Source organism: Pelagibacterium luteolum (genome assembly GCF_900100665.1).
Taxonomy (GTDB): Bacteria; Pseudomonadota; Alphaproteobacteria; order Rhizobiales; family Devosiaceae; genus Pelagibacterium; species Pelagibacterium luteolum.
The window spans coordinates 96,854-122,565 of sequence record NZ_FNCS01000005.1 but is presented as its reverse complement, the minus strand read 5'-3'; the positions used below and the strand labels follow the sequence as shown (position 1 = coordinate 122,565).

The following is a 25,712-nucleotide window of genomic DNA, read 5'->3' as shown; positions in this document are numbered from 1 at the left end:
ACCCTTGCGTCGGCACCGGCCCGGCGCTATTGACCCATGAGAGAGCCGAGAAGAAAAAAGGGCAGATGAGCATGGCCGATTTTGCGCGCGCGCGCCGGACGATGGTGGACAACCAGTTGCGGACCAGCGGCATCACCAATTGGCGCATACTCGATGCGATGAACCGCGTGCCACGCGAAAAATTCGTGCCCGATCATCACGCGCCCTTTGCTTATAGCGATGAAAATATTTCCCTCTCGCCACGCCGCACGCTGGCGTCCGCCGCCAGCTTCGCGCGGCTCGTGCAGCTTGCGGAAGTGAACAGCCAGGACGTGGTGCTCGATGTCGGGTGCGGGACGGGCTATTCGGCGGCGGTGCTTTCAAACCTGGCCAATGCGGTGGTCGCGCTCGAGAGCGACGAGGTTCTGGCCGCCAAGGGCAATGATATTCTTGCCGATCTCGATATCGGCAATGCGGCGATCGTTGCAGGCCCGATTGAAGCAGGCGTGCCGCGCGAAGCGCCGTTCGACGTCGTGATCCTCGAGGGCGCTGTCGACGCCGTGCCACCGGCGCTGTTCGAGCAGCTGCGCGATGGCGGACGACTGGTCGCGGCAATGGGCACAGGCAATGCGGCGGTGGTCCATCTTTTCGTCAAGACGGGGACTGACGTGGCCTCCACGGCGAGCTTTAACGCCAGCCTGCCGGTCCTGGGCCAGTTCGCGCAAAAGGAAGAATTCGTCTTCTGAGTGCGGCCTGTACGGTTGTTAGCGACTAGATCACGCTCAAGTGTTGCCGAGTCAGCACGAGCGACGATCAACCGTCATTAAAATTTGGATAATCTTTCCAATTGGCGTTGTAAGCTGTCCCTCGCGGTCCTAATTTGCGCCGGACGCTAGAGGCGGTGGTTTTATGTTTGTTTCGCGAGTATTGCGTTTGGGCGCCGTTGCCCTTCTAAGCTTCACGGCGCTGATCGGCAGCGCGCAGGCCGAAAGCCTGACATCTGCGCTCGCTTATGCTTATGAAAACAACCCCGACATCGCCTCTTCCTTCCTGACCGTGCGCTCGGCGCGTCAGGGCATAATCGCCGCCGAAGGCGCGCGCTTGCCCACCATTGGTGCGGAAGGTTCGCTCGGCGCGTCGTGGAACAGCGCCACCGACAGCTGGTCGACCAGTGACAGCATCGGGTTGGGGCTCAGCCAGACGCTGTTCGACAACAACAGCAGCGATGCTGCGATCCGTGGTGCCGAGGCGCAATACGAAGCTGCCATTTTTGGTGCGGAGAACACCGAGCAGAACGTGCTGCTGTCGGTGATTTCGGCCTATGTGAACGTCGTCACAAACCGTCGCGTCGTCGATATCCGCAACGAAAGCATCGGCTTTGTGCGAGCGCAGGTCCAATCGGCCCGCGACCGCTTGGAACTGGGCGAGGGCACCCAGCTCGACGTGGCGCAGGCCGAGGCCTCCTTGGCGCAATCTTCGGCGTCCTACCAGGCTGCGGTCAACAATCTCCGCCAGTCCGAAGCCAATTATCAGCGCTTTGTGGGGCGCATGCCGGGCGCCTTGAGCGGCGGCTATAATTTCAGCGCGCTGATCCCGTCGTCGCTCGACGCGTCACTCGCGCGCGCTACGTCATCTCACCCGGCGCTGCTGGCATCTGCCGCGCAATTGCGCGCTGCGCAGTATGGCTACGAGGAAACCATCGCAAGCTTCGGACCGAACCTTTCGCTCTCCGGCAATGTCGGAGCGGAAGGGTTCACCGCCAACACCGTTGTGACCGGTGCTTCAGTGTCGCTGCGACTGTCTGTTCCGATTTATACCCCGGCCCGCGATCCTTCGGTGGAGCAGGCCAATATCGGCCAGATCCAGAGCCAGCTCGAAGGGCTCGCAACTCGCGACCAGATCGTCGAGGCCGTACGCCAGGGCTGGGCAGGGGTTGAAGCGGCAACTGCGCAGATCGAGGCCGCGACGGCCGCCGTGGCCGCAAGCCGTATCGCCCTGCAGGCCGTCATCGACCAGAACGAGGTCGGTCAGTCGACCACCCTCGATGTCCTCGACGCGCGCGCGACGGTGGCGGGTGTGGAAGAAACGCTGATTTCGGCGCAGGGGCAGCGGACCATCGCCGCGTATTCGCTCGTCGCCGCGATTGGGGCGCTGAACGCCCAGACATTGAACCTGCCGGTGCAGCAACGAACCGTCGAAGGCGAGATCGTGGTAAACCACACGGCGCCCGCGCCGGCAGATGCCTGGGGCAACCTCCGCTAAAGTGTGCAGCTTTTTTCGTGGAGAAAGCGTCTGCGTGAGAATCGCGGTCTTTTCGGCGCGCAAACTCTTAAGTTAAGGTATCGTAAAGCGAATCGCGTGGGCGCGCCCCCGATTTGCGCAGTGAACGCGTACCGGGCCACGCCAGGCCTACTGAGAGCGGGGCAATGATGAACCAGCCGGCATCCAAAGAACCCACAATGGATGAAATCCTTTCGTCGATTCGGCAGATCATTGCCGATGACGATGAGGCCGCCGCCCAGAAGATGCCAGCACCGCGCGCCGTAGCGCCGCGACCGGTTGAGGCTGTTCCAGCCGCTCCGCGCCCGGTGCCACAGGCCGAGGCGACGGGTACACTGCCCGAGATCGATCCATTCAGCGACGAAGACGAGGACGAAATCGTGCCCCTGGCGCTTTCGCCCGAACAGATCGTAGAAGAGGAGGCCGAAGTGACCCAGGAGGCTGAAGACGACCTGTCGGCTCTGCTCGATGCACCGGCCGATCTCGTTGTGCCGGACGATGCGGCCTTCGAGCAGGATCGTGAGGACGAGCCAACGCCCGTTATGGCCGCGCCGCAGCCAGCACCCACGCCAGTCGCCGCCCGTGAAGTTCCGAAAGAACGGCCCAGTTTCGCTCAGGCCGCGCCCATGCCCGATCCCGATCTGTCGCGCGATCTGGCCGAAGAGTTGCTTGAGCCTGCCACATCGGCTGCGGTGCGTAGCGCGATGTCCAAGCTCAATACACCAAAGCTCACCGCCGACCTCGCGCTCGGCGCCAATGGCCTGACCATCGAAGCGATGATTCGCGAGATGCTGCGGCCAATGCTCAAGGATTGGCTGGATGAAAATCTGCCGTCCATGGTCGAGCGCATCGTAGCCCAGGAAATCGAGCGGGTTTCGCGCGGCGGTTGACTTCGCCGCCCGGCTTGGCTTTACACATACCCTAACTTTTTTACGGCCCGCCTCATCGTGTGAGGCGGGTTGTCGTTGTCGAGGTATCGATAGACATGATCGAAAAGACCTACGAGCCGGCTTCGGTCGAGGGGCGGATTTACAGTGCATGGGAAGAGGCGGGTGCCTTTGCGGCGGGCGCGGGCGCAAAGCCGGGTGCCGAGAGCTACACCATAGTCATCCCGCCGCCCAACGTGACCGGCTCGCTGCACATCGGTCACGCTCTCAACAATACGATTCAGGACGTGCTGGTCCGCTTCAACCGTATGCAGGGCAAGAACGTGCTCTGGCAGCCGGGCATGGACCACGCCGGCATCGCCACGCAGATGGTTGTAGAGCGCCAGCTCATGGAAACCCAGCAGCCTTCGCGCCGCGAGATGGGCCGCGAAAAATTCATCGAAAAGGTCTGGGAATGGAAAGCCGAAAGCGGCGGGACAATTCTCAACCAGCTCAAGCGCTTGGGGACTTCGGCTGACTGGTCGCGCGAACGGTTCACCATGGACGAAGGGCTGTCGCGCGCCGTGCTCAAGGTGTTCGTGCAGCTTCATAAGGAAGGGCTGATCTACCGTGACAAGCGGCTGGTCAACTGGGACCCCAAGCTTCAGACGGCCATTTCCGATATCGAGGTCGAACAGCGCGAGCTCGACGGCAATCTCTGGCATTTCCGCTACCCAATCGAGGGTGTCAGCTTCGATCCAGAGGATGCTTCGACTTTTATCGTCGTCGCGACTACCCGGCCTGAAACGATGCTGGGTGATACCGGCGTTGCCGTGAACCCGGAAGACGAGCGCTATCAAGCGCTAGTGGGCAAGAATGTCGCCATGCCGATCACCGGACGCCACATTCCGATCGTTGCCGATGATTATGCCGATCCCGAAGCAGGGTCGGGCGCGGTCAAGATTACGCCGGCCCATGACTTCAACGACTTCGAAGTCGGTGCACGCGCTAATCTGCGCGTCATCAATATCATGCACCCGGACGGCTCGATCTGGCTGACCGGCAATGATGATTTTGCCGGAGGCATCGACGCCTCTGCCGCGCAGCAGCAGATCTGGGCCGAACTCGATGCGATGGATCGCTTCGAGGCGCGCAAGCGCGTCGTCGCGCTGATGGAGGAGGGCGGCTATCTCGAAAAGATCGAGCCCCATCGCCATGCGGTGCCCCATGGCGATCGCGGCGGCGTGCCGGTCGAGCCCTATCTGACCGACCAATGGTTCGTGAACGCCCATGTGCTGGCACAGCCGGCGCTCGCCGCCGTGCGCGAGGGGCGGACCAAGTTCGTGCCGAAAAACTGGGAAAACACCTATTTCGCATGGCTCGACAACATCCAGCCCTGGTGCATTTCGCGCCAGCTTTGGTGGGGTCACCAGATCCCGGCATGGTATGGGCCGGATGGTACCATCTTTGTCGAAGAGAGCGAAGAGGCGGCCCTCGCGGCGGCGAAGGCGCATTATGGCACCGACACTGTGCTCGAACGCGATCCCGACGTGCTCGACACGTGGTTTTCCTCAGCGCTTTGGCCCTTCTCGACGCTGGGCTGGCCTGACGAGACCGACGAACTCAAGACCTATTACCCCACCGCCGATCTGGTGACGGGCTTTGACATCATCTTCTTCTGGGTCGCCCGGATGATGATGTTCGGTATCCATTTCATGGGCACCGAACCCTTTGAAAACGTCTATGTCCACGCTCTCGTCCGCGACGAGAAGGGGCAAAAGATGAGCAAGTCCAAGGGCAATGTCATCGACCCGCTCAACCTCGTGGAAGGCTATGGCGCCGACGCGACGCGGTTTACGCTGGCCGCAATGGCTGCGCAGGGACGCGACATCAAGCTGGCCATGAGCCGTGTCGAGGGCTATCGCAACTTCGTCACCAAGCTCTGGAACGCCGCGCGTTTTCTTGAGATGAACGAATGCGTGCGCGTCGAAGGCTATGACCCGCGCACGGTCGAAAATTCGCTCAACCAGTGGATCGTAGGCCAGACGGCGAAAGCCGCGGCCAATGTCACCAAGGCGATCGAGGACTACAAGTTCAACGAAGCGGCTAACCACGCTTACGATTTCGTCTGGGGCACATTCTGCGACTGGTTCGTGGAACTGGCCAAGCCATTGTTTTCGGGCGAGGACGAAGCTGCCAAGGCCGAAACGCGGGCGACCGCGGCGTGGGCGCTCGATCAGATTCTGAAGATCCTGCATCCCTTCATACCTTTCGTCACTGAAGAGCTTTGGGCCGAGACCGGCAAGACAGGACCGTCGCGCCAAGGGTTCCTGATGCTCAGCGAATGGCCTGATCTTTCTGGGCTGGCATATCCGGTGGCGGATGCCGAACTGAACTGGCTGGTCGAGGTGATCTCTGCCATACGCTCAGTACGCACCGAGATGAACGTGCCGGCGGGCGCCAAGGTGCCTCTGGTGATCATTGGTGGTAACGACGTCACCTCGGGCCGGACCGATCTTCACCGTCCAGCCATCGAGCGGCTGGCGCGCGTGTCCGACATCGCGTTCGGCGCGGCTGTGCCTGACAATTCCGTGCAGTTCGTCGTGGGCGAAGCAACCTGGGCACTGCCCTTGGCCGATCTGATCGATATCGGTGCTGAAAAGGCGCGGCTCGCCAAGGACATCAAGAAGCTCGACGGCGAAATCGGCGGCATCGAAAAGAAGCTGGGCAATGAGCAGTTTCTCGCCAAGGCGCCAGATGAGGTGGTCGAGGAGCAGCGCGAACGCTTGTTGGCCGCCAAGGACCGCCGCGCGAAGTTGCAGACGGCACTCGATGGCCTGATCTGATCAGCCACGACCCCGGGGGCGCCACGTCTCCGGGGTTGTGACAATTTTGCTACAAGTTTTTTCGACTCGTTATCCCTTGCCCCAGAGTCACGTTTCCCTAACGGACAGCGCCACATTCTTACCCTAAACCGACCTGACAACGGTCGGCAGCGGGTGGGTATGGATATGCGACGATGGCGAAAGCCGTCAGACGATCCGCGCCTGCCGATACGGTCCCGGACGAAGGATATCCTTCATACCGGGCATTGGAGCAGGGATGATGATGACCGGCGCAATCATGGCGGGGACGTTGGAGGCAGGATTTGTCCTGCGTCTGCGCGACCGGCTTGGCGCACGTTCTGTCTGCTTTAATGCCGACACAATGGACCGGTATTTTTTACTCAATGAAAGATTGCCGCTCCAAATGGCGGCGCACGCGACGACCTCCGCAAAACGGCGCATCAGAATCGCCGAGCGGGAACTGCGCGGACATAAAAAGACGTTCAACAGGCTGGCGGCGGACAATGCATCTGCCGAGATCGACAATACGGTGGTGTTTTCCGGTAGCGCGGAGGGCGCGCGAATGCGCGTGCCCAGTTTCGCGAACCGGGTGAGAAGGTGTATAATGCCTATAGTTCGCAGTGCCGCGCTGGCTTTGGCCGCGGCCTTTTTGCCAATGGGATTTGCCGCACCGGCGCAGGCGCAGAGCGCGCTCGATGCCGCCCAGGAACTCGCCCAGATGCTGGATGGCGCCAATCCCACCCAGATCGACAGCGACAATCTCGTATCCGCCCTCGAAGGAGCGGCCGCGGCAGGACAGCCCATCGCGCTTTGGCAGCTCGGGATCATGTACGAGACCGGTTCCGGCGTCGATAAGGACCCAGCCAAGGCATTCCAGTATTTCTCCCAGATCGCTAACGACAATGCCGACGCGCCGCCGAGTTCGCTCGATGCCGATATCGTCGCGCAGTCCTTCGTCAAGATCGGTGACTATTTTCTCAACGGCGTGCCCGATGCCGGCATTGTCGAGGACAATGCGCGTGGCCGTACGCTGATCATGCACGCGGCGTCCTATTTTGGCGATGCTGACGCCCAGTATCGCGTGGGCATGCTGTATCTCGACCCGTCCGAACTCGGCCCCAATCCGCTCCAGAGCGCCCGCTGGTTCTCGCTGGCCGCGCGTAAAGGTCATCCTGGCGCCCAGGCGCGGCTTGGCGATATGCTGGTGCGCGGCGAGGGCATGGAGGCCCAGCCGGTCGAGGGCCTGATGTGGCTAAACATCGCCTATCGCGGGGCGCTCGGCACGGGCGACGAGAGCTGGATCGGCGAACTTGCACAGGGCGCAATGTCGTTGGCCAGTGAAAGCGAAGCCGAAGCGGCCCTGCGTGCAGCGGATTCCCTCGGGGCGCAATTCGCCGAGTATTGAGGGGCCAATCCCCCACTGTCATCCCGGGTCTTTGCCCAGCATGACGTCGGTGGGTAGTCGACGCGTCCGCCTCACGCTGCCTTTTGCGACAAACCCACCAGAGCGAAGTCACCTTCCACAGGCACGTGATCTGATGGCTTGTCCCAGCCGCGCGTGTCTTTGTGAACCTTAACCGCTTTGAGCCGATCGGCGGCTTGGGGAGAAAGCAGCAAATGGTCGATGCGGATGCCCGCATTGCGCCGCCATGCACCGGCCTGGAAATCCCAAAAGGTGAAGGCCTGCTCGTCGGTCGTGGCGCGCAGGGCGTCGGTCATGCCCAAATTCATGATGCGGCGCCATTTTTCGAGGCTCTCGGGCCGAAACAGCGCATCACCCCACCACGCCTTAGGGTCGTGACAGTCGTATCCTGTCGGGATGAGATTGAAATCGCCCATCAGCACGAAAGGCTCTTCGAGCGCCAGGCGCTCTTCGACGAAATTATAAAGCCTGTCCATCCAGCCGAGCTTGTACGGAAATTTTTCGGTGTCGACCGGATTGCCGTTGGGCAAATAGATGTTGCACACGCGGACGATGCCACCGTCCTCGGTCGAAAACACGCCCTCGATCAGCCGCGACTGAAGGTCCTCTTCGTCGCCGGCGAGCCCACGATGAACTTCGTCGAATGGGATCTTCGAAAGAAGAGCAACGCCGTTCCAGCTTTTCTGGCCATGCGTTTCAAGATTATACCCACGCGATTCGAACTCCTCGCGCGGGAAATTCTCATCGAGGCATTTGATTTCCTGAAGCCCGACGATATCGGGCTTGGCCTCGTCGAGCCAGGTCAGCACAGCCGGAAGCCGGGCATTTATGCCGTTGATGTTCCAGGTCGCGATTCTCATTGGCCATTCCTATAGTTTGGCCGACAGATTAGCGGTCCGGGTCGATGGGATCAAACGGCAAAGCTGGTGCCGCACCCGCATGACGCGACGGCATTGGGATTCTTGATCTGGAAAGCCTGGCCGATGAGATCGTCGACAAAGTCGATCTCGGCGCCGCCCATGAACTCAAGGCTCATGGAATCGATGAGCACAGTAGCGTCGCCCTTGGTGAGCACGATGTCGTCTTCGCCGGGTGTTTCCTTGACGAGATTGTACTCGTACTGAAATCCCGAACACCCGCCGCCAGCCACGGCGATTCGCAGAACGGTGCCCGGCTCCTCCATGGAGAGAATGCGGGTGATGCGCTTCGCAGCGCGATCTGTCAAAACCACCTGGTTCGGTGCTAGTTGGGTATCCACCATTGCGCAGCCAATCGGTTTGCGGTCAAACGTTTCGACCAACATAAGATCGGTAAAGGACGATGAAAAGGGGCCATTCGACATGAGTGATATGCAAAGGCCGGCTTTGGCGGCTTATGCGGCCAATCCGGCCCACTCGCGCGGCCGCGTTTATACGCCGTCGTCCAGTCCTACGCGGTCCGAATTCCAGCGGGACAGGGATCGGATCATCCATTCGACAGCCTTCCGTCGCCTGCAGCACAAGACTCAGGTGTTCCTGCACCATGAAGGGCACCATTACCGCACGCGGTTGACCCATACGCTAGAGGTGAGCCAGATCGCGCGCTCGATCGCGCGGGCGCTGCATCTCGATGAAGATCTGGCTGAGGCCGTGGCGCTGGCCCATGATCTTGGCCACACACCGTTCGGCCATGCCGGCGAGCGGGTGATGGCCGACAAGATGATGCCCTGGGGCGGGTTCGACCATAACGTTCAGGCGCTGCGTGTGGTGGCGCTGATCGAGAACCGCTATGCCGACCACGATGGTCTCAATCTGACGTGGGAAACGCTCGAGGGCATTTTAAAGCACAACGGCCCTGTCGCCGGGGAGGGCGTCTCGCACCATGGACAGGATATGGCGGTCGCTTTGGCTGACATTCCGGCAAGTGCGGATTTGCTGCCCGAAACCTATGCCAGCCTTGAGGCGCAAGTTGCGGCGATTGCCGACGATATTGCGTACAATTCCCATGACATCGACGACGCCGCGCGGGCAGGGCTCTTGGCAATAGGCGACCTGATTGCGCTGCCGCTGGTCGGCCCGATCGCCAGCGAAGTGCTCGATATGTGGCCCGAGGCCGAGCGTGGACGGCAAATCCACGAGGTGCAGCGGCGACTGATCACACGCACTATCGAAAACGTCATAGCGGAGAGTGCCGAACGGATCGTGGCTGCAGCGCCGGTCGATGCGGACGCGGTGCGGGCACTATCCTATCCTTTGATCGGGTTCTCGCCTGAGACGGCAACGGCTGAAAAAGAGCTCAAGAGATTCATGTTCGACAAGGTCTATCGCCACCCGCTGGTGATGGTGCCGGTGCGGATCGGGGAGACCGTCGTCGCGCGCCTTTTCGATCGCTACATGGAAGCCGGCGACATGCCGGGCCGCTGGGGGCTGGCGTTTGGTGCCGCGCGTAGCGATGCAACGCGGGCGCGCGTCGTGTGCGATTTCATCGCCGGCATGACCGACCCGTTCGCTCTCGAAGAATACGCGCGCCTGTTTGACGAAACACCCGATTTCCGCTAACCCGCACGCCTTGTTTCCCAGTTAGACGTTAGGTCCCTTCAATGGATGTGTTTGCCCTGTTCGAGGGGCGCGTCACCGATGCGCTGAAAGCCAATTTTCCTGAGCTTGCCGATCAGGCGGAATTGTTGGCCCGCGTCGTCGTCGAGCCACCGCGCGACGTTGCCCATGGGGACCTTTCCACCAATGCGGCCATGGTCGTCGCCAAGCCGCTGGGCAAGAACCCGCGCGAGGTCGCCGCGGCGCTTGCAGACCATTTTGGCTCCGACGACGATGTCGTCACCGTCGAAGTTGCCGGCCCGGGGTTTATCAATTTCCGTCTCCAGCCAAAGATTTGGCACGATGTGCTCACCGCGATTGCCGAACAGGGCGACAGTTTCGGCCGCTCCGACATCGGGAAGGGAGAGAAGGTCAACGTCGAGTACGTGTCGGCCAACCCGACCGGCCCGATGCATGTGGGGCACACGCGCGGCGCGGTCTATGGCGATGCGCTCGCCGCGTTGCTCGACTATGCCGGCTACGACGTTACCCGCGAATATTATATCAATGACGCCGGCTCGCAGGTCGATACCCTGGCCCGGTCGGCCTTCCTGCGCTACCGCGAAGCGCTCGGCGAAACGATCGAAATCCCGTCCGGCTTTTATCCCGGCGATTATCTGATCCCGGTGGGTCAGTCGCTGGTCGAAGAGTTCGGCAGCAGTCTCAAGGACAAGCCCGAAACAGCCTGGATGGCGCCGGTCAAACAGCACGTGCTGGCAGCGATGCTGGAATTGATCAAGGCCGATCTCAAAAAGCTCAACATCGAGCACGACGTGTTCTTTTCGGAAAAAACGCTGCACGGGCAGGGCGGTGATATCGATCTGACGCTGGAGTGGTTGCGGCAGGAGGGCCTGGTCTATGAAGGCCGGCTCGATCCACCCAAAGGCAAAACGCCCGAGGATTGGGAAGACCGCGAGCAGACGCTGTTCCGTGCCAGTCAGTTTGGCGACGACGTGGATCGTCCGCTGGTCAAGTCGGATGGCAGCTATACCTATTTTGCTGCCGATATCGCCTATCACCGCAACAAGGTCATGCGCGGTTTCACGACCCTCATCGACGTGCTCGGCGCCGATCATGCCGGCTATGCCTCGCGCATTGAGGCTGCGGTCAAGGCTGTCTCGGGCGGAAAGGCGACAGCCGACGTGCGGTTCTGCCAACTCGTCAAGCTGTTGCGCAATGGCGAGCCGGTCAAAATGAGCAAACGCTCCGGCGACTTGGTGACATTGGCTGAAGTTGTGGAAGAGGTCGGGGTCGACGCCACCCGCTTCATGCTGCTGTTCCGGCGCAACGACGCTCCGCTCGATTTCGACTTTGCGCTGGTCAAGGAGCAGACCAAGGATAATCCGGTTTTCTACGTGCAGTACGCGCACGCCCGAACTTTCTCCGTCTTCCGCAATGCCGCGCGCGATCTGCCCGATCTCGATACGTCGCCGGCAGCGCTCGCCGGCGCAGATCTGTCGCTGCTGGCGTCGCCCGAAGAGATCGAGCTGATCCGCACGCTTGGTGCATGGCCGCGTCAGGTAGCAGCGGCAGCGCGGGCGCATGAGCCGCACCGGCTTGCGTTCTATCTGCACGAGTTGGCGGCGCAGTTCCACGCCTTCTGGGGCAAGGGCAAGGACGATCCGGCCTTACGCTTTGTTAACGACAAAGACCCGACACTGACACTTGCGCGACTCGCTTTGGTCGATCGTGTCCGACAGGTGTTGAGCAATGGGCTCGGGCTGCTCGGTGTTACGGCGCCTCAAGAGCTTTCATAATTAAGGCGCATTGCTATGAACAAGTGCCGGGTCATACTCTCAACACTCTAGAGTAAGTCGGGCGAAGACTTTCAGGGCGCTGCTCTATGGATTCAAACAGGCATAACAAGTCGAACGAGACGCAGGACTCTGATGATCTGATTGCGCAACTGGCGCGGTTGGTCGCTCAGGATGCGCGTGAGACATCGTCACAAAGTGATGCCTACACCCGGACCGAGCCGAGCTTTGCGCCGGAACCCGAGCCGGAAGGCCAGCCCGAACCTGAGCAGGCCGTTGAGGACGATCAGTTCTGGCCCGAGGATGCGCCCGCCTATGGCGCGTCCGACGAGGACGCGTTCGTAGCAGATCAGGAGCCGCCGGCCACCGAAGCGTATTACGATCCGGAGCCAGTCCGCGAGGACGAGAGCGCCGACCCGATCGCCGGCTTGATCGCGGACGCCGAAGTCGAGGCTTACACCCGTGATACCGGTGAGGAGCAGTGGGAGGATTTTTCGTCCGACCCCGTCCCCGCCCCGTCGCAGCCGAGTTACGCCGAGCCCGCGCAATCGTCCCAGACCTGGGTCGAACCGGAGCAAGATTACACCGCAGAACAGACGACAGACCGAGATCCGTTGTCCGAGATCGAAGCCCTGATCGGTGAGGCGGCACGCGCCAATGCCGATAATTCGATATCTGGCCGTCGCGTCCGCTCTAGCTTTCTTGATGACGGCCCGACCAGTTCGGCCGTCGATGCTGCCGAGTCCGCCATCATGGCGGCTGCCGCGGCTACCGGTTCGCCCGTACGTCGATACGAGCCGGATGCCGACACGCCGACCCATGAAGATGAAGACGCGTACGAGGAAGTCGAGACCGACTATGCGGCCAATGAGCAGCAGAACTTCGAGCGCGTGCCCGACCCGCTGTTCGCTTCCAACGCTGCTGCAAGCGCTGAATATGACAGGCGCGAGCCTGAGATGGAAAGCGACGACGAAGAATATTACGACGAGACCGAAGAGAGCGCAGCGCGTCCGCGCCGTGGTCTGCCCGGTTTTGTTCTGCCGGTAGCGGCCGGCGTCGTTCTCGTCGGCCTTCTGGGCGGCGCCTATGCGATGTTTTTCACCGGCGCGCCCGTGCCCGGCGAAGCGCCGGTGCTGACGGCGGATGCCTCACCGCTCAAGGAAGAGGGCGCAGAGCCTGTCGCCACTGGCAATGAGTCGGTCGTTTTCAACGAGATCGAAGGCAATACCGCTGCCGTGGAGGACGAGACGCTCGTCTCGCGTGACCAGACCGGCGGTGCCACCGGCAACGAAGTGGCCAGCGTCATCGGCGCCGAGGAAGGCGAGATGGCCCTCGCCAATCGCCCCGTGCGGACGGTTACGGTTCGCCCCGACGGCACCATCGTTCAGGCCGAGGATAGCGTCGCAGGCTCCAACGTGCTGCCCGTGGACCGCCCCGACGTCCCGGCCGTTCCCAATAGCACGCTGACCTCCGACCCGATCGGTGCGGCGATCGCCGAAGCCATGGCGGGTGAAACCGCCTTGGCCCCGGCCACTACGGATACTGCCACCATAGCCGTCGCTGAAACGAGCGATACGCCTGCGACCGCCACAACGGCGACAGATGCTACTGGCACGACCACCCCATTGCCCATCCCGCGCCCCGCAACGCTGGCGGCGACGGAAACAACCCCCGCAGCGCCGGAGGCAACGCCTGCCGCGACCGACGCGCCCGCAGCCGTTGCAAGCACCGAGGCTGCGACAGCACCGACCCCGGCAGCCACCACACCGTCCGGCACTGTCGGCGCTTGGGTGCAACTCGCATCGCAGCGCACCGAGGCCGACGCGCAGGCCGACATTCCCTCGCTGCAGGCGCGGTTTGGCTCTCTGTTTAACGGTGCGACTCCGGAAGTCAGCCAAGTCGATCTTGGCGAGCGCGGCATCTACTATCGCGTCCGTCTACCCCAGCCGACATTTGCTCAGGCGAATTCGGTCTGCACCGCGATCCAAGGGCAGGGCGGCGACTGCTTCGTGCTGAATAACTAGGTCCAAGGCTTAGCCTTGCCTTGACGTCTTGCGGGGGAGTGGCAATGCTGCTCCCCTATTTCGTTACTTACAGCGGCAGGATATGGCCGAAACCACCGATCTTTGGTCCCAGGACTTGCCCGAGCGCGCCGAGCCGGATGCGGTGCTTCACGTCGACGTGGGCGGCTATGAAGGCCCGCTCGATCTGCTGCTGGAGATGGCGCGCAAGCAGAAGGTCGATCTGACCAAGATTTCGGTCTTGGCGCTGGCCGAGCAATATCTCGCTTTCATCGAGACCGTACGCAAGCAGCGGATCGAGATCGCTGCGGACTATCTGGTGATGGCGGCTTGGCTGGCCTATCTCAAGAGCCGGCTCATGGTGCCCCAGCACGCCGATGACGACGAGCCGAGCGGCGAGGAAATGGCCGCATTGCTGCAATTTCGGCTGGCGCGCCTCGAAGCCATGCGTGACGCAGCCAGTCGGCTGATGAACCGCTCGCTGCTCGGGCGCGACATTTTCAAGCGCGGTATGCCCGAGCCGATCTCGATCACCCGCCATGCGCTTTGGGAAGCCGATCTCTATCAACTGCTCCGGGCTTATGCGGCCCAGCGCGAGCGCGGCATACCGGCGGAATATTCCGTGCATCAGCGCTCTGTCTGGGCGCTCCAAGATGCACGCGAGATTTTGGAGCGGCTGATCGGGCAGAGTTTTGAATGGATCTCGCTCGATACCTATCTGGCCCAGTATCTCGCCAAGCCCGACGAGCGCGCCACGGCGCTTGCGTCGAGCTTTTCCGCGTCGCTTGAACTCGTGCGGCTGGGCCAAGTCGAACTGCGCCAGAATGCAGCGTTCGCGCCCCTTATGATGCGGCGCCGGCAGGGCGATGTGCAATGAGCGCCTATGAAGAATTCGGCGAGCAGCCGGAAATCGAGGCGCGCAATCTGCGCATCATGGAGGCCTTGCTGTTTGCCTCCGAAGAGCCGGTCGATCTTGAAGCGATGCGGCCCTATCTCTCGGACGGCGCCGATCTCGATGCACTAATTGACGCCTTGCAGCGGCAATATGCGGGCAGGGGCGTGACGCTGGTGCAACGGGGTAGCAAATGGGCCTTCCGCACCGCCGAGGACCTCAATTTTCTTCTGCGACGCGAGCAGACAGACACAAGACCGCTTTCGCGGGCCGCGCTGGAGACGCTGGCCATCATCGCCTACCACCAGCCCTCGACGCGTGCTGAAATCGAAGAGGTGCGCGGGGTGTCGATCTCCAAAGGCACGCTCGACGTGCTGATGGAAGCAGGCTGGGTGCGGATGCGCGGGCGTCGCCGAACTCCGGGACGGCCTGTGACCTACGGCACGACCGACGCGTTTCTCGACCATTTCGGGCTGGAAGCGTTGAGCGATTTGCCCGGGCTTGAGGATTTGAAGGGCGCGGGTCTCCTCTCGAGCCGCGTGCCGTCGAGCTTTCAGGTGCCGTTGCCCTTCGCTGGCGATCTCACCGACGAGGAAGACCCGCTCGACCCCGACGATCTCGGCGATCCCGAATCTGACGACGAGTCGAACGACTGAGCGCACGGGGAATAAGTGGCCTCACGGCAACGTTATGACGGCATCGACATCTGCGCATCGCGCGCTGACTACGGGATAAACCTGAGATTTGCTTGGTCCACTGGTCGGATCAGACAATCTGATCCTTGTTTTCGCCGCCAAGAGGCAATATCTCTGGGCACACATATTTCGGCGGCCTGCCAAGACTGATTTGGCCGCCAACTGGGAGAATTGACATGAATCCGGGACCCTGGGGACTTCTGATTATCGCGGTCGTCGTGCTGCTTCTGTTTGGGCGCGGCAAGATTTCCAGCCTGATGGGTGAAGTGGCCGGAGGCATCAAGGCATTCCGTAAAGGAATGGCCGAAGACGATACCCCCGACGACAAGCCCGTCGCCTCGATCGACCAGCGGCCAGGCGAGCCTGCGCCGACCATGAGCGAGGCCAAGGACGTTAATCGCAGCAAGGATGTCTAGAGTGAGATCAGGAAAAGTTGCAGACTTTTCCGGTTCGATTTCACGCGAAAACAAGGGTTCGGAGGCTGACGCCGCTTCAAGGCGAAATCAGGCTCTGACGACATTCTTCTGTTGCGACATCGGTTTTAAGGATACGCCCTGATGCTTGGCCTTGGCTGGAGCGAAATGCTCGTCATCGCCGTCGTGGTGCTCATTGTCGTGGGCCCCAAGGACCTGCCCGTCATGTTGCGCAATCTGGGCCGTGCCATGGGCACGGTGCGCAAGATGAGCAACGAGTTCCGGCGCGAAATCGATAAGGCAATTGCGGCCGACGAATTCCGCGACGCCAAGAAGTCGATCTCCGATCCGCTCAAGCAGACGACGCAGGATTTGACCCGTGAGTTCAACTCACTGCGCAACGGCAAGGTAGAGCCCTCGGGAAAACTCGCGCCCGCCGATCCCGCGAAGGAAAGCGTCGTCGACGAAATCCGCGCACAGGCCGGGATGAAGCCGCTTCCCGCGCCGGTCACCGAGCCCATAACGCCGCCGAATGCCGCAACGACGACGGCACAGCAAGCCGCGCCGCTGGCAGCGACAGCATCGACCAAGGTCAAGGCCGCGCCTCGTAAGCCGAAGGCCGCTGCTAAGCCTGCGACCTCAAACGGCACAACGACGACCGCCAAGCCCAAGCCCGCGGCAGCCAAAGCCAAGCCCGCGGCAGCCAAGGCCAAGCCTGCGACGGCCAAGGCCGAGCCTGCGACGGCAAAACCGGCTGCGGCCAAGGCCACGGCGAAGCCCAAGGCGGCAAAGCCTGCCGCTGCTGCTACCGATGCCACGGCGCCCGCGCCGGCCAAGCGCACGCGCAAACCCGCGACGCCAAATGCCACGCCGCCAGCAGCGGGGGAGGATTGATCCATGGCCGACGCAAAACCGAAAATTGCTGGGGCAAAGGCGTCCGGCGACGACGACATCAAGGATAGCGAAGCCCCGCTCATCGAGCATCTGGCTGAACTGAGGACGCGGCTGATCTATTCGGTGATTGCAATCGCCGTTCTGTTCATCATCTGCTTTTTTCTCGCCGACTCTATCTACACATTCCTCCTTGGCCCCTTTGTCGCTGCTGCGGGTGGGCCGGAAGCCGTACGGTTGATCTACACCGCGCCGCAGGAGTTCTTTTTTACCAAGCTCTCTGTCGCGCTGTTTTCGGCGATCTTCTTGTCCTTTCCCGTCATCGCCAGCCAGATTTACGCCTTTGTCGCGCCCGGGCTCTATAAGAACGAGCGCATGGCGTTCCTGCCATATCTGATCGCAACGCCGATCTTTTTCATCTTCGGCGCGGCCGTGGTTTTCTATGGCATTATGCCGCTGGCTTTGGGGTTCTTCCTGGGCATGCAGCAGACCGATCCGAACGGCGTCACCATCGAGATGATGACGCGGGTGTCGGAATATCTCAGCCTCATCATGACGCTGCTGCTGGCGTTCGGCGTGTGCTTCCAGCTCCCCGTCATACTGACGCTTCTGGCGCAGATCGGGCTGATCGGGGTCGACAACCTCAAGGCGTGGCGCAAATACGCGATCGTTGCGATCGTTATCGTTGCCGCCTTCCTGACGCCGCCCGATCCGATCTCCCAGATCGGTCTCGCGATCCCGTTGCTGGCGCTCTACGAGCTGTCGGTTATAGCGGTCCGCATCGTCGAAAAGCGGCGACTGGCGAAAGAAGCGCAGATTCTCAAGGACCTGCAGGGCTAGCGCCCGACACTCGCCGTCCTTGTCTTTCGATAGCGTCTCGGTTACGCAACGGACCGCACCTAAAACTCAAGCGGACCGGCCAATATGTTCGACATCAAATGGATCAGCGCCCACCCCGACACCTTCGACGCAGCGCTCAGGTCGCGCGGCGCGGAGCCGGTGTCGGCCTCTCTGATCGCAATCGATGACGAGCGCCGCGCCGTCGTCGCCGAACTCAACGCCGTCCAGGAGAAGCGCAACGCGTCTTCGAAACTGATCGGGCAGGCCAAGGCGCAAAAGGACGAAGCGCGCGCCGCCAAACTGATGGCCGAAGTCGGCGGGCTCAAAGACAAGCTCATCGAACTCGAAACCCGCGAAAAGCAGCTGACCGAGCAACTGCGCGCCGCGCTGTCCGTCATTCCAAACCTTCCGGCCGACGGCGTGCCCGAAGGTGCCGACGAAAGCGACAACGCACCATATTTCCGCGCCAACGAATCCGAAGCTACGCGACCACAAAAGCCCAATCTCGCCTTTGCTGCCAAAGAGCACTACGAGATCGGCGAGGCTATGGGCGGTATGGATTTCGAAACAGCGGCCAAACTTTCGGGCAGCCGGTTCGTCGTGCTCAAAGGGCAGATCGCCCGGCTGGAGCGCGCCATCGGCCAATTCATGATTGACCTGCACGTCGATCAACACGGCTATACCGAAGTGCAGCCACCATATCTTGTGCGAGACGAGGCGATGTTCGGCACGGGACAGTTGCCGAAATTTGACGGCGACTTCTTCTTTGCGAGCCACGGCGACGGGCGTCTCGCGCTGATTCCCACGGCAGAAGTGCCCCTTACCAACATTGTCCGCGATTCGATCATCCCCGAAGGCGAGCTTCCGCTGCGCTTCACGGCGCTCACACCGTGTTTCCGGTCCGAAGCCGGGTCGGCTGGGCGCGATACGCGAGGCATGCTGCGGCAGCATCAGTTTAACAAGGTCGAGATGGTGTCGATCGTCACGCCGGACAAATCCGCTGACGAACATGAGCGCATGCTGGCCTGTGCCGAAGAGGTGCTCAAGCGCCTCGATATCCATTATCGCGTTATGCATCTGTGCACAGGCGACATGGGCTTCGGCGCACAGCGGACCTATGACATCGAGGCGTGGTTGCCGGGCCAAAACACCTATCGCGAGATTTCGTCGGTGTCTGTCTGCGGCGACTTCCAGGCCCGCCGCATGGATGCGCGCTATCGCGATGCCAATGGGAGGCCCCAATACGTCCACACCCTCAATGGGTCGGGCGTCGCCGTCGGGCGGGCGCTGATCGCCGTTATGGAAAACTACCAGTACGAGGACGGATCGGTGACGATCCCCAGCGTCCTGCGTCCCTACATGGGTGGCGTGGAAAAGATCGGCGGATGAAGGTCAATCCGCGCATTCTCTTGACCAACGACGATGGCGTCGACGCGCCGGGCCTCGCTGTGCTGGTCGATATCGCGCGGGAACTTTCCAACGACGTATGGGTGGTCGCCCCCGCCGCCAACCAGAGCGGCACCGGACACCGGATGACGTTCGGCTATGAGATTGAGATCGAAGAGCGCGGTGATCGGGTTTATGCCATCGACGGCACACCGGCCGATTGCGTGGTTGCGGGCATTACGCATGTCCTGAAAGACCGTCGGCCCGATATCGTTCTCTCGGGGGTCGCTCGCGGCCTGAACCTTGGCGACATCATGCATTGCTCCGGCACGGCAGCCGGCGCGCGGGAAGGGGCGTTACACGGCGCCCTCGGCATCGCGTTCAGCCAGGCGATGGATTACGACCACGGGCGCGACGAAATCGATTGGGGCGCGGCTGCTGCCCACGGCGCTGCCGTCGTCCGCTCGATCATGGAAATCTTTGAGGGCGAGGACGTCTATTTCAACGTCAATTTTCCCATAGCCACGCCCGATGAGGTGAGCGGTATTCGCGTCGTGCCCCATCAGCGCTTCGCACACTCTCCCTTCGAGCTGTACGAAAGCCGCAATCCGGGAAAGCACTTCGTCACGATTCTTTCGACGCCCAAGCCACTGGACGCGGACGCCGATTTCCATATCCTGCATGAAGACAATGCCATAACGGTCACCCCGCTGATGCTGCAGCAGACAGATTTCGATTTCGTCAGGCGATCCGGAGGCTCTCTGCCGCTGAACGGACCAGGGCGCACATGACAGAGGACGGCACCGGCGTTAGCGATTATTTCGAAGCGCGGGCCGGCCTGATCCTGAATTTGCGCCAGCATGGCATTACCGATTCCGATATCCTGCGCGCATTCGAGCAAGTGCCGCACGAAATGTTCGTGCCTGATGCCTTCGCCGAATACGCCTACCGCGAATCGTCACTGCCCATCGAATGCGGCCAGTCGATCACCTCTCCGACCATCCTCGCCCAGCTTCTGGTGCATCTCGAGCCGCAAAACACCAACAGGGTGATGGAAGTGGGGACCGGGTCGGGCTACTCGGCGGCCCTCTTGTCGCGCATGGCACGGCGCGTGTTTTCGATAGAGAAATATCGCACGCTGTCGACGCTCGCACTTGCCCGCTGGCAAAAGGCGGGCATCACCAATGTCGTCGGCCTGCACGAGGATGGCCTCAACGGTCTGGAGCAACAGGCGCCATTCGACCGCATCCTGTTGACAGGCTCGCTGGCCGAATTGCCCGATAGCCTGTTCGATCAGCTCGCCGATGGCGGCGTCGCCGTGGTCGCCATTGGAGCCCCCACCGAGCGCCAGGTGATCCTCCGCGTCGAACGGGAAGACGATACATTCATCGAGACCGAAGTGGGCTCTGTGCGCCTTGCTCCATTGAGCCCGGGGCGATCCCGAACCCTGTAGGAAAAATGCACCGGGAGTCGCAATTTAAGACTCCGGCGCCCCAGCCTTAAGCTCGTCTTTACCTTAACAAGTCTACTTTAATTGTATTGAGTAGATGAGTTGACGGGCTTTCCCATGACCTTGAGCGTAACTGGTTCCACACTGCGCAGTACGGCTTCCGCATTCGCCCTTGGCGTTGCCGCCATCGTGCTGGCAGGCTGTTCCTCTATGGGGTCTTTCGGCAGCGATCCCACCACTACGGGTTCGACGTCGACAATGGGCGGGGCCGTCGTCGGTCAGTCCATGCCGGCCTTCCTTCCGCCCGCCAATATCGGTGCAGGAGGAACTGGTGTTGCAAGCGCACCCGGTCTCATCGATCGCACGACTGCGTTGCCGATCGGTGGTCAGACTTCGGGCGTACAGTCCGCCGTCGTCTCTCAGGATTTACCCGCCCTGCAGCCATCTTCAGTAACGAGTACCCCAGCCATGCCTGCACAGACCGCAGTTGCGTCTACGACTTCCCCCGCTCCTGTCCAACCTGCGGTCAGCTCTGCGCCGCAGCTCTCGGTTGTCCAAGGGGATACCTACACACACACCATCGCGTCGGGCGAGTCGCTCTACACAATCGCCCGCCGCTACGATGTCAGCGCAACCGACATCATCTCGGCAAATTCGATTTCAGCACCGGACCAGATTCGCGTCGGTCAGGGCCTCATCATTCCGGGGCGGCCCGATCTTCTGGCCCAGCGCGGCCAGCAGAGCCAACAGGTCGCGTCCGCCGATGGCGGCCAGACGCTGACGGCGCCCAACGGAACGCCAGCCACGACATCATCCACGCCGGCTCCGCAGGCCGCAGCGACACCAGCCGCACCCGCAGCCGAGCCGACCACCCAGGTCGCTTCTGTCCCTGCCCAGCAGCCAGCAGCGGCAGCGCCCGCCGCGGCAACGACGAGCGACAAGTTCCGCTGGCCGCTCTCGGGTCGCGTCATCACCGACTTTGCGGCCTCGCGCGGCACCGGCATCAACATCGAAGCGCCCGAAGGCACCTCGGTTCGGGCTGCCGAAAACGGTGAAGTGATCTATGTCGGTAACGCCGTCGAGGGTTACGGCAATCTGGTTTTGGTCAAGCACAACAATGGCTACGTTTCGGCCTATGCGCATCTGAGCAATATCGGGGTCGCCAAAGGCGACACCGTGGCGCGCGGCGATGCCATCGGCACGGTTGGCATGACCGGTTCGGTCAACCGTCCTCAGCTGCACTTCGAACTGCGCCGCGGCGCGACGCCAGTCGATCCGATGCCGCTGCTCGCTGGCTAGGGCGACGAGACCTGTTGAATCTGAAGAGGGTCGGTTCGAAAGAGCCGGCCCTTCGCTTTTCAGGCGATGGATTTGCCTAGTTCACCAGCCAGATGGCGCACGAACTGGATGGCGACGCGGCCCGAACGGGACCCACGCGTGGCAGCCCACTCGATCGCCTTGGCGCGCAGAGCCGTTTCGGAGATATCGATGCCGTAATGCGCGACATAATTGCGCACCATGGCGAGGTAGGTGTCCTGGTCGCAGGCGTGAAAGCCAAGCCAGAGCCCGAACCTGTCCGAGAGCGAAACCTTTTCCTCGACAGCCTCGCCAGGATTGATCGCCGTGGCGCGCTCATTGTCGATCATGTCGCGTGGCATCAGGTGGCGGCGATTCGAGGTGGCATAGAAGACGGTATTGGCCGGTCGGCCTTCCAGACCGCCGTCCAGGACAGATTTCAGGGCCTTGTAGCTCGTCTCGTCGCGATCAAAGCTCAGATCGTCGCAATAGATGATGAAGCGCTCGGGCCGCGCCGTCACGAATCGCAACAGGGCAGGGAGGCTGGCAATGTCCTCGCGCGCGATCTCGATCAGCACCAAACGCCCGATATCGGGGTCTCCCAGCGCATCGATATGCCCGTGCACAGCCTTGACCATCGAGCTCTTGCCCATGCCGCGCGCGCCCCACAACAACGCATTGTTGGCGCCCAGGCCCCTGGCGAAAGCCATGGTGTTGGCGAGCAGGATGTCTCGCAGATGCGCAACACCCTCCAGCAGCTCGAGCGGTACGCGATTGACCTTGCGAACTGCGAGCAGGGCTTCCGCCTCGCCGTCCCAGAGATAGGCGTTGACGCCATCCTCGAGAGCGAGCGGCGGGTGATCGGTGCCGGCGATGGATGAGAGGGCGCCTGCAATAGCTTCGAGCGCCGTTGCGATGCGGTTGATCTGATCGGAATTTTCCACGGGAGAATGGTCCTTGAGTGAGCCCGATAGGCTTTGCCTTTCATAAGGCTCGCTTGTATAGTCCGCGCGATTTTTTGGGCAGGCGAGACCTGCTCAAAACCCGCAAGCGTCCCTATATGGGACAATCAGTCCTGCTTTGACAAGCAGAGCGCTACGGAGTGACTTAATGTTCGTGACCCCTGCCTTCGCCCAAGGTGCTGCCGCGCCGTCTGGGATGGATTTTATTTCTAGTTTTATTCCTATCATCCTGCTTATCGTCATATTCTGGTTTCTTATCTTCCGCCCGCAGCAGAAGCGGATGAAGGCTCATCAGGCTATGCTGGCATCGGTCAAGCGCGGCGATACCATCGTCACCAATGGTGGTGTCGTGGGCAAGGTGACCAAGGCCGTCGAGGGCGAAGACCTCGAGCTCGAAATCGCCCCTGGGGTCAAGATCAAGGTCGTGCGCACCATGGTGGCGGACGTACGGACCAAATCCGAACCGGTCAACGACAACAAATAGTCTGGTTCGTACATATGTCGCGGGGCATTTGCCCCGCGTATCCAAACCTGTAGCGCCGACGCGCCCCGAGCGGGGACGTCTGGCGCTGTAGGTCATTAAGGACAGAAATTCTCATGAAGCTCCCGTCGTTCAAGTCGATCGCCGTGCTGATCGTTTCTCTGGTCAGCATCGTTACGGTCTTTCCCAATTTCATCGACGATGAAACGCTGAGCAATCTTCCAGACTTCATGCCCAAGCAGGAAATCGTCCTCGGGCTCGACCTCCAGGGTGGTTCGCACCTTCTGTTGCAGGTCAACGAAGACGATATCGTCCAGGGCCGGCTCGCCGACATACGACGCGACGCACGCGCTCTGCTCATCCAGGCGGGCATCGGGAGCATCATCACGACCTCGGGGCCGAACCTCGATGTCGAACTCACCGATTCGAGCCAGCTTCAGCAGGCCCGCGAAATCCTTGCGCCGCTGCAGGTTACGCTTGAGGGCAATCTCTTCCAGACGGGGTCGATCCAGGAAACCACCGTCACCACGACAGGTGGCCGCGTCCGCATAACCCTGACCGAAGACGCGATAACGAGCCGTATGTCCGCGCTCGTCGCCCAGTCACTCGAAGTCATCCGCAGCCGTATCGACGAGGTCGGCACCACCGAGCCCATCATCCAGCGCCAGGGCGATTCTCGCATCCTGGTTCAGGTGCCGGGCTTTGGCGATTCCGAGCGCCTCAAGGACCTGATCAGCCAGACTGCACGTTTGACCTTCCACCTGGTTTATCCGTCGATGACGGCCGCACAGGCTGAAGCCCAGGGCCTGCCCGCCGGCACGATCATCGTGCCGAGCAATGATGGTTTCGACGAACTTCTCTACGAGGACGTCGCGCTCGGTGGCGAGCAGTTGATCGACGCGCAGCCCTCCTTCGACCAGAACGGACAGCCGGTCGTCACCTTCCGCTTCAACACCCAGGGTGCCTTGGCATTTGGCGAAATCACCTCGGAAAATGTCGGGCGCCGTTTTGCTATAGTGCTTGACGATCAGGTGATCACCGCGCCGACCATTCAGCAGCCGATCACCGGCGGCACCGGGCAGATTTCGGGCACCTTCACGCCCGAGACCGCGAGCGATCTTGCCGTTCTGCTCCGCGCCGGCGCGCTGCCTGCCACGCTCGACGTTGTCGAAGAGCGCACGGTTGGCCCCAGCCTTGGCGCAGATTCGATCAATGCCGGCATCACCGCGGGTATTATCGCGACCATCGGCGTCGTGATCTTCATGTTCGTTGCCTATGGCACGTTCGGCCTGTTCGCTAATCTGGCGCTCTTGCTCAACATCGCCATGATGCTGGCCGTTCTCTCGCTTCTGGGGGCAACGCTTACGCTGCCTGGCATTGCCGGTATCGTTTTGACCATCGGCGTGGCGGTCGACTCCAACGTGATCATCTTCGAGCGAATACGCGAAGAGTTCGCCGCGGGGCGAACGGCGGCCCAATCGATATCATCGGGCTTCCAACGCGCCATGTTGACGGTGGTGGATGCCAATATCACGACCCTTATCGCCGCCGCGGTGCTGTTCTTCCTTGGCTCAGGGCCGGTTCAGGGCTTTGCCGTGACACTGGCGATCGGTGTGGTGACCACCATGTTCACCGCCTATACCGTCACTCAGATCTTCATCGAGTTCTGGTATCGCCGCCGTCGCCCCAAGACGCTGCGCGTCAACCTGCTCGAAAAATTCCTGCCGCTAGAGCCGAAAATTCCGTTCATGAAATGGCGCATTCCTGCCCTCGTGATCAGCGGACTTCTGACGCTTGGCGCGATCGCGGCACCCCTCATATCCGGGCTTAATCTGGGCATCGACTTTACCGGCGGCACGGCGATCGAATTGCAGGCCCGCGAAGGCGATGCCGACATCATCGATCTGCGTGAGCGCCTCGGATTGCTGGAGCTTGGCGAAGTGCAGGTCCAGGAGTTCGGCACCCCGCGAGACGTCCTTGTCCGCATCGGTATCCAGGAGGGTGGCGACGCCGCCCAACAGGTTGCCGTAAGCCAAGTAACGCAGGCGGTCGACGAGAATTACGAAGTCCGACGCACCGAGGCCGTCAGCGGCACCGTGTCCGGCGAGCTTGCCATGAGCGGCACGATCGGGATCATCGTCGCGATGATCGGTATCGTGATCTATGTGTGGCTGCGGTTCGAATGGCAGTTCGGTGTCGGCGCTCTGGCGGCGTTGCTGCACGATGCGTTGATGACGATCGGGCTGTTCGCCGTCTTCAGGCTCGAGTTCAACCTGACCAGTATCGCGGCGATTTTGACCGTCATAGGCTACTCGCTCAACGATACGGTGGTGATCTACGACCGAATTCGAGAAAATCTCGTCAAATACAAACGGGTGTCTCTGGCCGAGATCATCAACATGTCGCTCAACCAGACGTTGGCGCGCACCATCCTGACCGGTGGCACATCGGCGCTCGCGCTTCTGGCCCTGGTCTTTTTCGGCGGCGAGGTCATCCGTGACTTCACCATCGCCATGGCATGGGGTGTTTTCGTGGGCACCTACTCGTCGATCTTCGTTTCGGCGCCTGTCCTGCTCTATCTCGGGGTGAAGACACGCGCTGATGCCGAAGTCGAAAAGCCCAAGGCCGAGCGCCGGACCGACGGCGCGGCCGTCTAAGGCGCCG

The 25,712-nt window shown here is 61.5% G+C and carries 23 protein-coding genes; 19 read left to right on the top strand and 4 right to left on the bottom strand.

What is annotated here, in order from left to right; genetic code table 11:
* The first annotated feature begins 71 nt into the window (after positions 1-71).
* The 4 genes from BLR31_RS10800 (at position 72) to BLR31_RS10785 (ending at position 5,971) form a co-directional block, all read left to right on the top strand.
* Positions 72-725 (top strand): protein-L-isoaspartate O-methyltransferase family protein, encoded by a 654-nt coding sequence (locus tag BLR31_RS10800; RefSeq protein ID WP_090596222.1) that lies wholly within the window; start codon positions 72-74, stop codon positions 723-725.
* Between the two features lie 163 nt (positions 726-888).
* Entirely contained in the window at positions 889-2,241 is a 1,353-nt protein-coding gene (locus tag BLR31_RS10795) for a TolC family protein (protein ID WP_090595994.1), read from the top strand.
* Positions 2,242-2,438: 197 nt separating this feature from the next.
* Entirely contained in the window at positions 2,439-3,149 is a 711-nt protein-coding gene (locus tag BLR31_RS10790) for a DUF2497 domain-containing protein (protein WP_176762610.1), read from the top strand.
* A 95-nt stretch (positions 3,150-3,244) separates the two neighbouring features.
* A complete protein-coding gene (locus BLR31_RS10785; RefSeq protein WP_090595988.1) occupies positions 3,245-5,971 on the top strand; it encodes a valine--tRNA ligase in 2,727 nt (908 codons plus the stop codon).
* A 186-nt stretch (positions 5,972-6,157) separates the two neighbouring features.
* Here the strand turns inward: BLR31_RS10785 and BLR31_RS21685 are convergent, their stop codons facing one another.
* Positions 6,158-6,496 carry a hypothetical protein gene (locus BLR31_RS21685; protein WP_176762609.1) on the bottom strand — a complete coding sequence of 113 codons (339 nt, stop codon included), beginning with the start codon at positions 6,494-6,496 and terminating at the stop codon, positions 6,158-6,160.
* 79 nt (positions 6,497-6,575) lie between these two features.
* Between BLR31_RS21685 and BLR31_RS10780 the strand changes: the two genes are divergently transcribed.
* A complete protein-coding gene (locus BLR31_RS10780) occupies positions 6,576-7,376 on the top strand; it encodes a tetratricopeptide repeat protein (protein ID WP_176762608.1) in 801 nt (266 codons plus the stop codon).
* A 71-nt stretch (positions 7,377-7,447) separates the two neighbouring features.
* On the opposite strand, the gene xth is transcribed toward BLR31_RS10780, so the two are convergent.
* Complete coding sequence (gene xth, locus BLR31_RS10775; RefSeq protein WP_090595983.1) at positions 7,448-8,254, bottom strand: exodeoxyribonuclease III; 807 nt, start codon at positions 8,252-8,254, stop codon at positions 7,448-7,450.
* A 50-nt stretch (positions 8,255-8,304) separates the two neighbouring features.
* Entirely contained in the window at positions 8,305-8,655 is a 351-nt protein-coding gene (locus BLR31_RS10770; protein WP_244505026.1) for a HesB/IscA family protein, read from the bottom strand.
* 79 nt (positions 8,656-8,734) lie between these two features.
* On the opposite strand from BLR31_RS10770, the gene BLR31_RS10765 reads away from it, so the two are divergent.
* From BLR31_RS10765 to BLR31_RS10710, 12 genes are all read left to right on the top strand, one after another.
* The gene (locus BLR31_RS10765; protein ID WP_176762607.1) at positions 8,735-9,931 is read left to right on the top strand and encodes a deoxyguanosinetriphosphate triphosphohydrolase; all 1,197 of its coding nucleotides are present in this window, start codon (positions 8,735-8,737) and stop codon (positions 9,929-9,931) included.
* A 41-nt stretch (positions 9,932-9,972) separates the two neighbouring features.
* A complete protein-coding gene (gene argS, locus BLR31_RS10760) occupies positions 9,973-11,724 on the top strand; it encodes an arginine--tRNA ligase (protein ID WP_090595978.1) in 1,752 nt (583 codons plus the stop codon).
* 86 nt (positions 11,725-11,810) lie between these two features.
* Complete coding sequence (locus BLR31_RS10755; RefSeq protein WP_090595975.1) at positions 11,811-13,745, top strand: SPOR domain-containing protein; 1,935 nt, start codon at positions 11,811-11,813, stop codon at positions 13,743-13,745.
* Between the two features lie 82 nt (positions 13,746-13,827).
* Positions 13,828-14,619 (top strand): segregation and condensation protein A, encoded by a 792-nt coding sequence (locus tag BLR31_RS10750; RefSeq protein ID WP_090595974.1) that lies wholly within the window; start codon positions 13,828-13,830, stop codon positions 14,617-14,619.
* The gene (scpB, locus tag BLR31_RS10745; protein WP_090595972.1) at positions 14,616-15,290 is read left to right on the top strand and encodes an SMC-Scp complex subunit ScpB; all 675 of its coding nucleotides are present in this window, start codon (positions 14,616-14,618) and stop codon (positions 15,288-15,290) included. The genes BLR31_RS10750 and scpB overlap by 4 nt, the downstream gene beginning before the upstream one ends.
* 215 nt (positions 15,291-15,505) lie before the next feature.
* Positions 15,506-15,745, top strand: a complete 240-nt coding sequence (gene tatA / locus BLR31_RS10740) for a twin-arginine translocase TatA/TatE family subunit (RefSeq protein ID WP_090595969.1) — start codon at positions 15,506-15,508, stop codon at positions 15,743-15,745.
* A 141-nt stretch (positions 15,746-15,886) separates the two neighbouring features.
* Entirely contained in the window at positions 15,887-16,636 is a 750-nt protein-coding gene (gene tatB / locus BLR31_RS10735; RefSeq protein WP_090595966.1) for a Sec-independent protein translocase protein TatB, read from the top strand.
* A gap of 3 nt (positions 16,637-16,639) precedes the next feature.
* Complete coding sequence (gene tatC / locus BLR31_RS10730) at positions 16,640-17,473, top strand: twin-arginine translocase subunit TatC (RefSeq protein ID WP_090595963.1); 834 nt, start codon at positions 16,640-16,642, stop codon at positions 17,471-17,473.
* An 84-nt stretch (positions 17,474-17,557) separates the two neighbouring features.
* Complete coding sequence (gene serS / locus BLR31_RS10725) at positions 17,558-18,862, top strand: serine--tRNA ligase (protein ID WP_090595960.1); 1,305 nt, start codon at positions 17,558-17,560, stop codon at positions 18,860-18,862.
* Entirely contained in the window at positions 18,859-19,650 is a 792-nt protein-coding gene (surE, locus tag BLR31_RS10720) for a 5'/3'-nucleotidase SurE (protein WP_090595956.1), read from the top strand. Before serS ends, surE begins: the two co-directional genes overlap by 4 nt.
* The gene (locus BLR31_RS10715; RefSeq protein ID WP_090595953.1) at positions 19,647-20,312 is read left to right on the top strand and encodes a protein-L-isoaspartate(D-aspartate) O-methyltransferase; all 666 of its coding nucleotides are present in this window, start codon (positions 19,647-19,649) and stop codon (positions 20,310-20,312) included. Before surE ends, BLR31_RS10715 begins: the two co-directional genes overlap by 4 nt.
* A 114-nt stretch (positions 20,313-20,426) precedes the next feature.
* A complete protein-coding gene (locus tag BLR31_RS10710) occupies positions 20,427-21,608 on the top strand; it encodes a peptidoglycan DD-metalloendopeptidase family protein (protein WP_090595950.1) in 1,182 nt (393 codons plus the stop codon).
* A 59-nt stretch (positions 21,609-21,667) separates the two neighbouring features.
* On the opposite strand, the gene BLR31_RS10705 is transcribed toward BLR31_RS10710, so the two are convergent.
* Positions 21,668-22,549 carry an ATP-binding protein gene (locus BLR31_RS10705; protein ID WP_090595947.1) on the bottom strand — a complete coding sequence of 294 codons (882 nt, stop codon included), beginning with the start codon at positions 22,547-22,549 and terminating at the stop codon, positions 21,668-21,670.
* A gap of 166 nt (positions 22,550-22,715) precedes the next feature.
* Here BLR31_RS10705 and yajC point away from each other — a divergent pair, with 166 nt between their 5' ends.
* Both yajC and secD read left to right on the top strand, forming a co-directional pair.
* Positions 22,716-23,051, top strand: coding sequence for a preprotein translocase subunit YajC (gene yajC / locus BLR31_RS10700; RefSeq protein WP_090595945.1), 336 nt, complete (start codon positions 22,716-22,718; stop codon positions 23,049-23,051).
* 113 nt (positions 23,052-23,164) lie between these two features.
* Positions 23,165-25,705: a protein translocase subunit SecD gene (gene secD, locus BLR31_RS10695; protein ID WP_090595942.1), complete on the top strand. Its 2,541-nt coding sequence runs from the start codon at positions 23,165-23,167 to the stop codon at positions 25,703-25,705.
* Positions 25,706-25,712: the final 7 nt, after the last annotated feature.